At 64.4% G+C, this 12,082-nt stretch carries 11 protein-coding genes and 1 pseudogene; 3 read left to right on the plus strand and 9 right to left on the minus strand.

Annotated elements, in window-relative coordinates; translation table 11 throughout:
- Positions 1-101: 101 nt before the first annotated feature.
- Complete coding sequence (locus tag ABIC03_RS32630) at positions 102-1,868, minus strand: recombinase family protein (protein WP_354064217.1); 1,767 nt, start codon at positions 1,866-1,868, stop codon at positions 102-104.
- Between the two features lie 68 nt (positions 1,869-1,936).
- A pseudogene (locus tag ABIC03_RS32635) lies at positions 1,937-2,038 on the minus strand (ATP-binding protein); the annotation flags it as partial.
- A gap of 228 nt (positions 2,039-2,266) precedes the next feature.
- On the opposite strand from ABIC03_RS32635, the gene ABIC03_RS32640 reads away from it, so the two are divergent.
- Both ABIC03_RS32640 and ABIC03_RS32645 read left to right on the plus strand, forming a co-directional pair.
- Positions 2,267-2,512 (plus strand): PilZ domain-containing protein, encoded by a 246-nt coding sequence (locus ABIC03_RS32640; protein WP_007598461.1) that lies wholly within the window; start codon positions 2,267-2,269, stop codon positions 2,510-2,512.
- An 80-nt stretch (positions 2,513-2,592) separates the two neighbouring features.
- Complete coding sequence (locus ABIC03_RS32645) at positions 2,593-3,378, plus strand: tetratricopeptide repeat protein (protein ID WP_354064219.1); 786 nt, start codon at positions 2,593-2,595, stop codon at positions 3,376-3,378.
- 57 nt (positions 3,379-3,435) lie between these two features.
- Here ABIC03_RS32645 and ABIC03_RS32650 read toward each other — a convergent pair whose 3' ends face one another.
- The 7 genes from ABIC03_RS32650 to rsmI all read right to left on the minus strand — a co-directional run bounded on the left by ABIC03_RS32650 (position 3,436) and on the right by rsmI (position 10,454).
- Positions 3,436-4,725, minus strand: coding sequence for a CpaE/TadZ family protein (locus ABIC03_RS32650; RefSeq protein ID WP_354064221.1), 1,290 nt, complete (start codon positions 4,723-4,725; stop codon positions 3,436-3,438).
- A complete protein-coding gene (locus ABIC03_RS32655) occupies positions 4,722-5,456 on the minus strand; it encodes a CpaD family pilus assembly protein (RefSeq protein ID WP_354064223.1) in 735 nt (244 codons plus the stop codon). Before ABIC03_RS32655 ends, ABIC03_RS32650 begins: the two co-directional genes overlap by 4 nt.
- A gap of 57 nt (positions 5,457-5,513) precedes the next feature.
- Positions 5,514-7,031 carry a type II and III secretion system protein family protein gene (locus ABIC03_RS32660; RefSeq protein WP_354064225.1) on the minus strand — a complete coding sequence of 506 codons (1,518 nt, stop codon included), beginning with the start codon at positions 7,029-7,031 and terminating at the stop codon, positions 5,514-5,516.
- 10 nt (positions 7,032-7,041) lie between these two features.
- Positions 7,042-7,845: a Flp pilus assembly protein CpaB gene (cpaB, locus tag ABIC03_RS32665; protein ID WP_354064227.1), complete on the minus strand. Its 804-nt coding sequence runs from the start codon at positions 7,843-7,845 to the stop codon at positions 7,042-7,044.
- A gap of 315 nt (positions 7,846-8,160) precedes the next feature.
- Positions 8,161-9,105, minus strand: coding sequence for a glutathione synthase (gene gshB / locus ABIC03_RS32670; RefSeq protein WP_275168946.1), 945 nt, complete (start codon positions 9,103-9,105; stop codon positions 8,161-8,163).
- A gap of 10 nt (positions 9,106-9,115) precedes the next feature.
- Complete coding sequence (locus ABIC03_RS32675; RefSeq protein ID WP_354064230.1) at positions 9,116-9,517, minus strand: YraN family protein; 402 nt, start codon at positions 9,515-9,517, stop codon at positions 9,116-9,118.
- Entirely contained in the window at positions 9,504-10,454 is a 951-nt protein-coding gene (gene rsmI, locus ABIC03_RS32680; protein WP_354064232.1) for a 16S rRNA (cytidine(1402)-2'-O)-methyltransferase, read from the minus strand. The genes ABIC03_RS32675 and rsmI overlap by 14 nt, the downstream gene beginning before the upstream one ends.
- Positions 10,455-10,806: 352 nt before the next feature.
- Between rsmI and ABIC03_RS32685 the strand changes: the two genes are divergently transcribed.
- Positions 10,807-12,060 carry a penicillin-binding protein activator gene (locus tag ABIC03_RS32685; RefSeq protein WP_354064234.1) on the plus strand — a complete coding sequence of 418 codons (1,254 nt, stop codon included), beginning with the start codon at positions 10,807-10,809 and terminating at the stop codon, positions 12,058-12,060.
- The last annotated feature ends 22 nt before the right edge of the window (positions 12,061-12,082 follow it).

Here is a 12,082-nt window from a genome sequence, read left to right on the forward strand (position 1 = left end):
GACCCTCTGGGATGCTTACCGTCCTAGTATCAAATCGCTGTTTCTCAAGGCGAACGATGGTGCTTGACCGGGCAAGCGTTCACGCGGAAATCGGCCTCGATTTAGGGTGAGATGATGCCTGTGCTCCTCAGCTGTTCGACCATCTCGGCTTGCTCGACCTCGATCTGCTCCGGGGTCCTGTAATTGGGATCGCCCGCGTGAGCGATCTGGATCATTTGCTTGTACTCGAACGGGTCGGCATCATCCGGAAAAACAATTCGCACTCGATGGTTTCGGAAGGTGATTGCGAAGTATCTCCGATCACGAACGCCGCCGTCGCTCATGTAGCGATCGATGTAGAACGCCTGCCGGTCTTCTGCCGGGTCGATTATCTTCCCGCCCTTGTAGCCAACTGAGCCTACCTTGAGGTCTGCGATCAGAGCTTTCAGGTGGGAAGAAACTCGCGCCCGGAGCGCATATTGATCCTTGTCACCCGCTGCTTGAATTTGTCTAATCAGGTCCTTGATCTCGGCTGTGCTCTTATTCCGTTGCTCAGAACTCGAAGCTGCTTCATCTCGCGCCTTGGACTTGCGTTCGATGGCAACTGCCAAGTCGTTCCGCCGAGCGGCCAATTCGCTGAGCTTTCCTTTGACGAAAGGCAGCGAAGCGTCTTCTGTTAGGAGACGATAGGTCTTTTCCATCAAATCCGAAAGGCTAGCGGCCTCGCCCTGCAACGAGCTGATCTCGTCCTCAATCAATTTGCGTTGACTCGTCGATGAACCGTCAATGACGCTTGTGAGATCGAGCTCTTCGACAAAGCGCAGGAACGACACTTCAAAATCCCGGTACCGCCACCGGACGCTCGGACAACCGATATGACGCTTCGCCGAATCGCAGATGAGGTAGTTTCCGCCCTTCGGCGCAGAACCCTTGTTCTCGAAAAGGATTGGACCATTGCAGTAAGCACAACGCGCGAGACCGGAAAACAGGTTTGAAAACCCATGACCCTTGCGACCGGCTCCGTTGACTCGACGTTCAGCTTTTGCGACTTGCGCCCGGTAAAACAATTCTTCGTCGACTATCGCCGGGTAGTAGTCCTGAACCGGGTCGCCATGAGGAACACGCTTCCCGTCGCGCCTGACGTGAGGTTGAGACTCACCTAGCACCGCCCGATTGGCCAAGATCTTCGCAATGTAAGATTGGTGCCAGCCGTTTGGTCCACCAAAAGTCTCAGCGTTGGCGCGATTAAGCCGAGCCGCGATGGAATACATCCCTAAGCCATCGGCTGTGTCCCGAAATATCTGTCGAACGACCTCAACCCGGCTTGCGATTTCCTCGTAGCTCTTCCTATCGTCCGCGAGCTTCAGCCAAGCGGGGCACCACTTTGTCATCGGCTTCTGCGACGCGAGCGTGCGCTTATTTTGCCAAGCAGCCGCGATGCGTCTGCTCTTGGTCGCCGACTCTTCGTGAGCCCGGTTCATGATGACGAGTGAGAGGATGAGGTCACCCACGTCGACGGTCTCCGGTCGATAGACCTTGCCGTCCATCAGGGTCACGACGTTGATGCCTGCCTGGATGATGCTCAGAAACAGCGACTGAGCAAAACGCACCTCCTGACGGCTGAGTCGATCCAGCGATTCGACGATGAGAAACGATCCGGAAGCGACCGTCCCTAACCTTACCGCATCTAAAAACTGCCCAAGAGCCCCGTCGCGTACGTTGTCGCCTTTGAAGGCTGACACGCCGATGTCCTCAAGCTCGGCATCGCCGGCCAACTCCAGGCCGTTAGCAGCCGCATAGGTCCGGGATGCTTCAAGCTGTCGGCGGCGACTATCGCCCTTGAGTTGCGGGGCCGTAGACATACGGAGGTAAGAGTAGGCGCGGGGCATCCGTCACCGGGGGCTTCAGGGGACTGAGCCCCGACCCCCTGGCTAACAAGTTCCGGGTTTATTGTAAACACTATTGCGAAAGCCGGCAGACCGGGCGCGACCTGCACCTGCACGTCGACCGCGCGGGCCTCGATTCCCTCAAAGGCGACGGTAGAAACGCGTTGAACCATGCCCGCACCAGCCTGCCCTTTTGCACAATTAGGGGTAGCAGAGCGCACCACTTCTGGCAAGAACAATACGGGAACATGTCGAGGGGGGCCGCAAGACCCTAACCCATCGTAAACACGACGAAGACACTACGCCTCGAATGCAAGCTGCTCTGCTCAGCACATTCCAACGAATGTCCGCTACTCCTAGGGCTGCGGGATGGGCCGTGGTCTAACGGGTGAACAATTCAAATGCTTGCAAATCGCCGGAGAAGCGAACGACGGATGTGCACGCGGCTCGCCAAGATTCATTTTGGCGCGGGTTCGCTGCCGCGGGACTGCACGATCACGGATATTTCGGATGGCGGCGTGAAAGTGGTGGCGGAATTTCTGGAAGTGCCGCCGCAATTCACCATCATCTTCGCGCCCGACTATTCCCGCCAGTGCCGCCTGCGCTGGCGCATCGGCTGCGAGTTCGGCGCTGAATTCACCGACTGAGCTATCGGAAGCGCCCCGCCTTAACGGGACTTTAGCGTTAATCGGTAAGCATCTCTGATCAGTCGCCGAGTGATCAGAGTATGTCCAAGCGTTCGTCCGTCGCCTCTCCTCCGGCGAGATATCTGTTTTCCGCGCTTCTGATCCTGGCCCTCGGCGGCTGTCAGACCACCGGCATCGAGGACATCACCGGCGCGCTCGGCGGAAAGTCGGACACGGCCGGCAGGGCCGACGCCAAGCCGGAAGCAAAGCCGGACATGGATGCGCTGCGCGAGCGCTATCGCGCCAAGCCTGGCGATCCCAACGTCGCGCTCGAATACGGCAAGGCGTTGCGCCAGACCGGCCAGCGCGCGCAGGCGCTCGCGGTACTGGAGCAGGCCGTGCTCGCCCATTCCACCAACAAGGCGCTGCTCGCCGGCTATGGCCGCGCGCTTGCCGACAGCGGCAGTTTCCAGCAGGCGTTCGACGTCCTCGGCCGCGCGCATTCGCCCGAGGATCCCGACTGGCATATCCTGTCGGCGCAGGGCGCCGCGCTCGATCAGCTCGGTCGCAACGAGGAGGCGCAGCAATACTACGCCGCCGCGCTGAAGATCGTGCCGGAGGAGCCGTCGGTGCTGTCCAATCTCGGGCTGTCCTACATGCTGCAGAACAATCTGCCGCGGGCAGAGGAAACGATGCGCCGGGCGCACGAGCGCAATCCCGCCGATTCCCGCGTGCGCGCCAATCTCGCGCTCGTGCTGGGACTGCAAGGAAAGCAGGCCGAGGCCGAAACCATGGTGAAGGCGGACCTGCCGCCGGATCAGGCGGCGGCAAAGGTCACGGCGCTGCGGCAGTTGCTGGTGAAGAAGCAGCAGCGGGCCGAGAAGTAACCCGCCCGCGCGCGTGTCAGGACGCCTTGGTCAGAACGCCTCGATCAGGATCCTTGGTCAGGACGCTTTGCGATGCGGGGCTGACGCGCGCCCCGACCTGCCCTTCAGCCTCTTCAGCAGCGGCCCGAGCAGCGAACGCTTCGGCTTCTTCACTTCGCCGCGCCCGGCGAGGCGGTTCGCCATGTTCTGGAACAGCTCGGTGGTGCGGTGGCTCTTGGAGACCTCCGCGATCATCTGGCCGTTGTTGGCCGCGGTCGAGAACAGCTTCGAATCGAACGGGATCACCGCGATCGGCTGGCTCTCCATGGTCTTGGCGAATGCCTTGACCTCGATCTCCGCCCGCTTCGGCATGCCGACCTGGTTGATGCAGTAGAGCGGTGGCCGGTCGTTCGGCCGCGCCGCCTTCAACACGTTCAGCATGTTCTTGGTGTTGCGCAGGTTCGCAAGATCGGGCTCGGCCACGATCACGATGTCGTCCGCGTTGACCAGCGCACGCCGCGTCCAGCCCGACCATTGGTGGGGAACGTCGAGCACGATGCAGGGCGTGGTCATGCGCAGCGTGTCGAACACCGCGTCGAAGGCCTCCGCGCCGAAATCGTAGACGCGGTCAAGGGTGGCAGGCGCAGCAAGCAGGCTGAGACGCTCGGTGCATTTGGAGAGCAGACGCTCCATCAGGGCCGTGTCCGGCCGATCCTGCGACAGCACCGCATTTGCGATGCCCTGCACCGGGTCCTGGTTGTAGTCGAGACCCGCGGTGCCGAAGGCGAGGTCGAGATCGATCACGACGGAATCGAGCGCGAGGTCGCGGGCGATGGTCCAGGCCACATTGTGCGCGACGGTGGAGGCGCCGACACCGCCCTTGGCGCCTACCACCGCGATGACGCGGCCAGTGATGATGGTTTCGGACGCCGAGAACAGGCTGCAGATCGAGCGGACGACGTCGAGCGTTTCGACCGGTCCCACCACATAGTCGTTGACGCCGCGGCGGACCAACTCGCGATAGGGCGCGGTGTCGCTGGGATTGCCGATCACGACAACACGGGTGCCGGGATCGCAGACGCCAGCGAGATCGTCGAGGCCCTCGAGGATGTCGCGCGTGCCGTCGGATTCGATCACGATGACGTTCGGCGTCGGCATCGTTTCATAGACTTCGATGGCCGCCGCGAGGCCCCCGTCCTTGGCAGTGAGATGCGCCTTGGCGAGACGGCGATCCTGCCCGGCCGCGGTCACCGCGGCGAGCGTCTGCTCGGTCTCGCAAAAGGCCTGCACGGAAATGCGAGGAACCGGCGCAATGTGTTCCTCGGGGTGCTGCGGATCGTCCGCTTCTTCGTCGTGGACGCGTGTCATCTGCCTGTGTCGCTGAGTTTGGCCTTGTCGGCGTCTGGATTCATGGTCGCGATCGGCGTTCCCTTGCGATAGCGCTCGAAGGCCATGTCACGCCGAGCGTTATAGGCCGGCGTCTCGGACCGCGGCTGCTCGAGGTCGGCCGGATTGTCGATCATTGCCGCGAGGTTGCGCTGGTTGGCGCAGCCCAGATTGAAATAGGGCCGGTTCTCGTTGTAGCCGGGGTCGAGGATGGAGGGGCCGATATCTTCCGGCCACAGCCCGCAGGGGCCGGCGACCGCGGCGATCCGGGAATAGCTCAAGCGGATGGTGGGCAGCAGTCCGGGATCCTCGGGCCGATAGGGATGCTGGACGATCGCACGCGCGGGTACGCCGCCGGATGCGAGCACGGAACGGATCTCGTGATAGGTCGCTGCCGCCGCGCGCGAATTCGCGGCGTGGACGGGGACGTCGACGACCACCGAGCCGGTGCCTTCGCGCACCCAGTCCCGGGCAATGCCGGCGACGTCCGCGTGCTGCGCGGCCGAGAGACCGCCGCGAGCCTTGCCGACGAAGATCACGATCGACTTCTTGGCTTCCTCGACCGCGATCGGGTGACGCTGGCGATAGTCGGTCGGCACCGTCTGGGTGACGATCTCGCCGGTGGTGTTGCAGGCGCCCAGCATCACGGAGAGCCCCGTCAAGGCCAGCGCGACGCTCAACGTGCGACGCCGATCGGCCATGGTCTTCCTCATCGCTTCATCCCCTCGTGCCCCGTCTCTTGTCCCGTTCCCCAAGCCGTCCGTTCGTCATCAGTCGATGATGAAGCCGAAATCGCCCGGCGTGCCCGCGATCGGATCGACGCGGCGCGCGATGCCATAGAGGCGGTTCATGCGGCCGAGCAGCGCCGTCTGGGCATCAGACGCGGGCGCGAAGCCGTCGTCGGGCCGGGACAGCTCCTTCTGAGCCACCGCGCGCACCACATAGGGGGTCACGATCACCATCAGCTCGGTCTCGTTGTTGACGAAGTCCTGGCTGCGGAACAGCGCGCCGATGATCGGCACCTGGTCGACGCCGGGCAGGCCGTTGATCGCCTGTTTGGTCTGCTGCTGGATCAGGCCGGCCATCGCCATCGAGCCGCCCGAGGGAATTTCCAGCGTCGTTTCGGCGCGGCGTGTCTGGATCGAGGGGATGGTGATCGAGTTGGTCGAGGTCGAGGACAGCGCCTGGGTAACGGTGATGGCGCTCTGGTTCGACAGCTCGGACACCTCGGTCATCACCCGCAGGCTGATGCGGCCCTCGCTCAGCACGACCGGGGTAAAGTTCAGGGAGATGCCGAACTTCTTGTAGGTGATCTGGGTGGTGCAAACGTGGGTGACGGGATCGCAGGCATAGCCCGACGGAATGGGGAATTCGCCGCCGGCGATGAAGGTGGCGGATTCGCCGGAGATCGCGGTCAGGCTCGGCTCGGCGAGCGTGCGCATGACACCGGCACTTTCCATCGCACGCATCGTGGCGCTGACGGTCGCGAAGCCCTTGGTGAGGCCGGCCACACCTAATCCGTTGTTGCTGACGATCGGTCCGCCGCTGACCGAGAACGGGTTGGAATTGTTGAAGTTCACCACCGCGGTGCCGGCGTTCAGGCTGGCGCTGAGATCGACGCCCAACTGCTTGACGATATCGCGGCGCACTTCGCCGACCACGACCTTGAGCATCACCTGGTCGCGGCCGCGCACGACGATGTTGTTGACCACCTTGTCGGAGCCGCCGACCAGTTTCGCGGCGACGTCGCCGGCCTGCTGGGCCTCGACCGGGCTCGACACCGAGCCGGTCAGCATCACGCTGTCGCCGACGCCTTCGATCTGCACGCCCGGCAGCGCCTGACGCAGTGCCGTGCGCATGCCGTTGAGATCGCGCTTCACCGCGATGTCGTAGGCGGCCACCTGCTGGCCGTCGGCGGCGAAGAACACGACGTTGGTCTGGCCGACCTGTCCGCCGATGATATAGGCGCGTTGGGCCGAGCGGATCACGGCATTGGCGATCTTGGGATCGGCGACCAGCACGTCCTTGACGTCGCGCGGCAGATCGATGACGGCGGACTTGCCGACGCCGAGCGACAGGAAGCGCGTCTTCGCCGGCACGATCGTCCCGACCGGCGACAGATCGAGATCCGTTGCCTGCATCGGTGCCTGGTCGCCGACCGGTGCATCTGCGGCGCTGGCGACATCGGGGGCTGCGAGGAGCCCCAGGATCAGCATCGTCCCCGTCCAGAACGAGCGTGCGCGATTCCCCCGAATGCGCATGCTCGTCCGATCATCCCCAAAGTTCATCATATCCCCATCACTTCTGTGACGTCAGTTGCCGCGCCTGTACGCCGTAGCGGATCACGTTGACCCCGCCGGACCGCTTGCTCGCCTGGTCCTCGGGCGCGCTGTCGATCGAGTTGGCATCGACGATGCTGCGCAGCGCGAGTGTCAGCGTGCCGCCCTGGCGCGCTGCCGATAGCGCGGCGACCTGGTCGGGTTTGAGCTCGAGCGTGACGGTCCTGCCGACGACGGCGTTCTGGCCGTCTTTTTCCTTCGGCGCCTGGTCGATCGCGAGCACGCGAATATTGGTCAGGATCGCTTCGGACAGGATGAGGTCGTTACCGCCGGCCCCGTCAGGATTCTTCAGGCGGCGGGTCAGCATGATGTCGACGCGGTCATTCGGCAGGATGAAACCGCCGGCGGCAGTCTCGGCTGAAATCTCGGTGGAGACGGCGCGCATGCCCGACGGTAGGATCGCGGCCATGAAGCCGGAGCCGTCGGCCTTGACCAGCTTCTGCTCGCGGATCGGCTCGCCCTGCATCAAGGGCACACGTGCAATCGAGCCTGCGATCTGGGTCTGCGCCTCGGGCCTGTTGTCACGGCGGATGAAGGCGCTGCTCGCGGTCGCCGCCGGCCAGACCTGCCATTGCAGGTCCTCGGGCTTCACGGCTTGGCCGAGCTGGATATCGTTCTTGGCGACCAGGACCTCGACCGTCGGCAGCTTCTCGGCGACGGGGAGAACGGGCGCGGGCTTGTTGTCATAGCCGCTCGCCAGATACGCAGCGACGCCGCCGGCGCCCAGTGCGATGACGAGAACGACAATGCGTGCGGTGTTCATACGCTTCTACTCTTACGCGGGGCACTCGAACCGCACCTGGCGGGTTCCCCGTGTCGATGAGTAGGCAGTAAAAGTATAAGCGGTGTTGCGAGGCCGAACGTGATCGACGGCCGCGCTGTGGTCTTTCGGCAGATGGTGAACGTCGCGTTAGCCGGTCGGCCACTGGCCCCGTAGTTTCACGCAGTGCTGCCGCTGCGTTCGAATGATGCGCGCCGCGTCATGGTGAATGGGTCGTTAGTGATGGGTGAGGTGATGCCGCGCATGCATTACGTAGCCCGGATTTCGCTGCGCTCCATCCGGGCTACGGGCCAATGCCTACTTCGTCCGCTTCCGCTCGATCACGTCCCAGAGCTTTGCGGCAACGTCCGGTCCGCCGAGCCGCGCGATGGCGCGGATGCCGGTCGGCGAGGTCACGTTGATCTCGGTCAGGTTGCCGTTGATGACGTCGATGCCGACGAACAACAGCCCGCGCTCGCGCAACGCCGGGCCGACGGTGGCGCAGATCTCACGCTCGCGCGGCGTGAGCTCGGTCTCCTGCGCGGCGCCGCCGCGCACCATGTTGGAGCGGAGGTCGTCGGCGGCCGGGACGCGATTCACCGCGCCGGCGAACTCGCCATTGATCAGGATGATGCGCTTGTCGCCGTGCTTCACCTCGGGAATGAACTGCTGGATCACCCAGGCTTCCTTGAACGTCACCGAGAACATGTCGAACAGCGAGCCGAAATTCATGTCCTGCGGCATCACGCGGAACACCGCCGCGCCGCCATGGCCGTGCAGCGGCTTCATCACGACGGCGCCATACTTGTCGCGGAATGCGTTGATCTCGTCGAGGTCGCGCGAGATCAGCGTCGGCGGCATCAGCTGCGGAAAGTTCATCACGAACAGCTTTTCCGGCGCGTTGCGCACCGAGGCGGGATCATTGACGACGAGTGTCTTCGGATGGATGCGTTCGAGAAGGTGCGTCGAGGTGATGTAGGCGAGGTCGAACGGCGGATCCTGGCGCAGCAGCACAACGTCGAAGCCGTTGAGCGCCTCGCGCCTGGGTTCGCCCAAGGTGAAATGATTGCCGGGCTCGTCGCGCACGGTGAGCAGCTGAACGGGAGCGACGATCTCCTCGCCGACCATCGAGAGCTTGTCGGGCGTGTAATAGGACAGGCCGTGGCCGCGCTTCTGCGCCTCCAGGAGCAGCGCAAAGGTGGAATCGCCCTTGATGTTGATGCGGGCGATGGGGTCCATCTGGACGGCGACGTTCAGTTTCATGGTCTGCCTTTCAGGTCGAGGCGTCGAATGCCGCCAACACATGGCGTGGAAGTGACCGCGGCGCAATCAGCATGGCATCGAATCGCAATTCGAATTCCGCATGCTCGGGATGCGCGACGAGCCAGCCTTGCGCGGCATCGATGATGCGCTGCTGCTGGCGCGGTGTCACCGCGAAGGCGGCGTCGTCCAGCGTCGCGCGCGCCTTGACCTCGACGAAGGCGATCAAATTGCGGCGGCGCGCCACGATGTCGATCTCGCCATGCGGCGTGCGGTAGCGTTTGGCGAGGATGCGGTATCCCTTGGCCATGAGATAGGCTGCGGCGCGGCTTTCCGCGGAGATGCCCGTGCGAAACGCGGCGACGCGCTCGGGCGAAGCGATTTTTGGTTCCGCCGGGACGTTAGTCTTCGCCATCGCCGCCCCGCAGATCTTTGGCAAGCTCGAGCGCGCGGGCATAGACCTCGCGGCGCGGCCGGCCCGAGAGCGCGACCGCATGCGCCACCGCATCCTTGACGCTGTTGGCGGCGAGCTGCTCGCGCAGAAAGTCGTCGAGCGCATCCGATGTCAGCATCTCGGCATCCGCCGCAGGCGGAGCGATCACCAGCACGAATTCGCCGCGCGTCTCCAGCGTGTCGGCATCGCGCGCCAGCTCATGCAGCGTCGCGCGCGAAATCTGCTCGTGCAGTTTCGTCAGCTCGCGGCAGATCGCGGCTTCGCGGGTCCCCATGATCTCGGCAAGCTCGGCGAGCGTGTCCTGCACGCGGTTGCCAGAATCGAACATCACCAGTGTCGCATCGATGCGCGCCAGCTCGGTCAGGCGCGACCGCCGCGCGGCCGATTTGGCCGGCAGAAAGCCCTCGAAGAAGAAGCGGTCGGTCGGCAGCGCTGCGACCGACAGCGCCGCCAGCACCGAGGACGGGCCGGGCAGCGCGTAGACGGCGTGGCCGGCGGCGCAGACCTCGCGCACCAGCTTGTAGCCGGGGTCCGAGATCAGCGGCGTGCCGGCGTCCGACACCAGCGCGATCGAGCCGCCCTGCGAAAGCCGCTCCAGGATCTTTGGGCGGGCCGCTTCCGCGTTGTGCTCGTGATATTGCTTGAGCTGCGCGGAGATGTCGTAGCGCTCGGTCAGACGCCGCGTGATCCGGGTGTCCTCGCAGGCGATGACATCGACCCCGGCGAGGGTCTGCAGCGCCCGCAGCGTGATGTCACCGAGATTGCCGATGGGGGTCGCGACCAGGTGCAGGCCCGGCGCGGCCTTCGGCGCAGCAAGCCGATGGGCGTCGATGGAGAAACCGCGCGAGGCGGGCTCCATCGTCTCAGGTGTATTTATCGGGGACGGCTTTGCGCGCATAATCAGACGAACTTAGGCATGATCCCCGGGGCTGGGAACCGGTCCGCGGAAAAAGATGGTGCCTGGGCAGGGGGCGAGGCAAGGGGCGAGGAAGGACTGGAATGTGATCCATTCGGCATCACATTCCCTAGGGAATGAAGCGTCAGCGCCATATTCGCGGCGGAAACGCCGCCTTGATGCTGGGTGACGGACGGCGGACAGCTAGCCAGAACTTGAGAGGAAGCCGCGTTAAGCGGGCATTATCCTTTTGTTTGAGTTAACTATTTGCCGACAATATGCCTGAATCCATGGCTGGTGTCGTGGAAAGAATATCGTGAGCGACTGGCGACGGTCGGTCAGAAGAGAAACTGTCATGACGGGCCCACGTGATCCCAGATCTTCCTTTTCGGGGGAGTCTCCCGTTCAGGGGCCCCTGATATCGGGGGCAACCCGGCGAAGCGCGCTCGGCCTGTTGCTCGGCACGCCACTGCTGTCGGCCTGCGCCGGCGTGCAGCAGAGCCTGAGCCAGTTCTCCAATCCGTTCAGCAGCTCCTCTCCGCCTCCGGCCCAGCCGGCCGGCCCGCCGCAACAGGCGACGACCGCCGGCACCGGCGGGGTGAAGGTTGCCGTGATCCTGCCGCTCTCGGCATCCGGCAATGCCGGCCTTGCCGCGCAGTCGATGCGCAACGCCGCCGAGATGGCGCTGGCCGAGTTCCAGAATCCCAACATCCAGCTCCTAATCAAGGACGACAATGGCAGCCCGCAGGGCGCGCAGGCGAGTGCGCAGCAGGCGGTCGACGAGGGCGCCGAGATCATCCTGGGGCCGCTGTTCGCGCAGTCGGTGCCCGCGGTGGCGCAGATCGCGCGGACGCGCGGCATCTCGGTGATGGCGTTCTCGACCGATTCCAGCATCGCCGGCCGCGGTGTCTATCTGCTGAGCTTCCTGCCGGAGTCCGACGTCAACCGCATCGTCGAATATTCCGCCAGCATCGGAAAGCGCTCCGTCGCCGTGCTCGTGCCCGACAATGCCTATGGCAACGTGGTCGAGGCCGCGGTGAAGGCGGCCGTGCCGCGCCGCGGCGGGCGCATCGTCGCGTTCGAGAAATACGGCGCCGATCGCGCCGCGCCGGCCCGGACCGTGGCGCAGCAGCTCGGCAGTGCGGATGCGCTGTTCATCGCCGATGATGGCGACGCCGTCGTTGCGGTCGCCGATGCGTTGAGCGCCGCGGGTGCTAACCTGCGCAATATCCAGCTGCTCGGCACCGGCCTGTGGGACAGTCCGCGCGTCTATGCCAGTTCAAGCTTGCAAGGCGGCCTCTACGCCGCGCCGGACCCGGCCGGCTTTCGCGCCTTCTCCGGCCGCTATCGCACCAAATACGGCGCGGAGCCGATCCGCACGGCCACGCTCGCCTATGATGCGGTTGCCCTGGTCGCCGCGCTGGCGCGCACGCAAGGCACCACGCGCTTTTCGCCGGACGTGCTCACCAACCCCTCCGGCTTCGCCGGCATCGACGGCCTGTTCCGCTTCCGCGCCGACGGAACCAACGAGCGCGGGCTCGCGGTGATGAAGGTCACGACCGGTGGCGGCGTGGCCGTGGCGGGCTCGCCAAAGAGTTTTGGGGCGTAAGGTGCCAGATTTGCGTGCGGTA

The organism is Bradyrhizobium sp. RT6a (genome assembly GCF_040547675.1).
GTDB lineage: Bacteria > Pseudomonadota > Alphaproteobacteria > Rhizobiales > Xanthobacteraceae > Bradyrhizobium.

Excerpts from the sequence above, each read along its gene's own strand:
- ABIC03_RS32685 (WP_354064234.1), top strand. The coding sequence starts at position 10,807 with ATGACGGGCCCACGTGATCCCAGATCTTCCTTTTCGGGGGAGTCTCCC.
- cpaB (WP_354064227.1), bottom strand. The coding sequence starts at position 7,845 with ATGAACACCGCACGCATTGTCGTTCTCGTCATCGCACTGGGCGCCGGC.
- rsmI (WP_354064232.1), bottom strand. The coding sequence starts at position 10,454 with ATGCGCGCAAAGCCGTCCCCGATAAATACACCTGAGACGATGGAGCCC.
- gshB (WP_275168946.1), bottom strand. The coding sequence starts at position 9,105 with ATGAAACTGAACGTCGCCGTCCAGATGGACCCCATCGCCCGCATCAAC.
- ABIC03_RS32675 (WP_354064230.1), bottom strand. The coding sequence starts at position 9,517 with ATGGCGAAGACTAACGTCCCGGCGGAACCAAAAATCGCTTCGCCCGAG.
- ABIC03_RS32650 (WP_354064221.1), bottom strand. The coding sequence starts at position 4,725 with ATGACACGCGTCCACGACGAAGAAGCGGACGATCCGCAGCACCCCGAG.
- ABIC03_RS32655 (WP_354064223.1), bottom strand. The coding sequence starts at position 5,456 with ATGAGGAAGACCATGGCCGATCGGCGTCGCACGTTGAGCGTCGCGCTG.
- ABIC03_RS32645 (WP_354064219.1), top strand. The coding sequence starts at position 2,593 with ATGTCCAAGCGTTCGTCCGTCGCCTCTCCTCCGGCGAGATATCTGTTT.
- ABIC03_RS32630 (WP_354064217.1), bottom strand. The coding sequence starts at position 1,868 with ATGCCCCGCGCCTACTCTTACCTCCGTATGTCTACGGCCCCGCAACTC.
- ABIC03_RS32660 (WP_354064225.1), bottom strand. The coding sequence starts at position 7,031 with ATGAACTTTGGGGATGATCGGACGAGCATGCGCATTCGGGGGAATCGC.
- ABIC03_RS32640 (WP_007598461.1), top strand. The coding sequence starts at position 2,267 with ATGCTTGCAAATCGCCGGAGAAGCGAACGACGGATGTGCACGCGGCTC.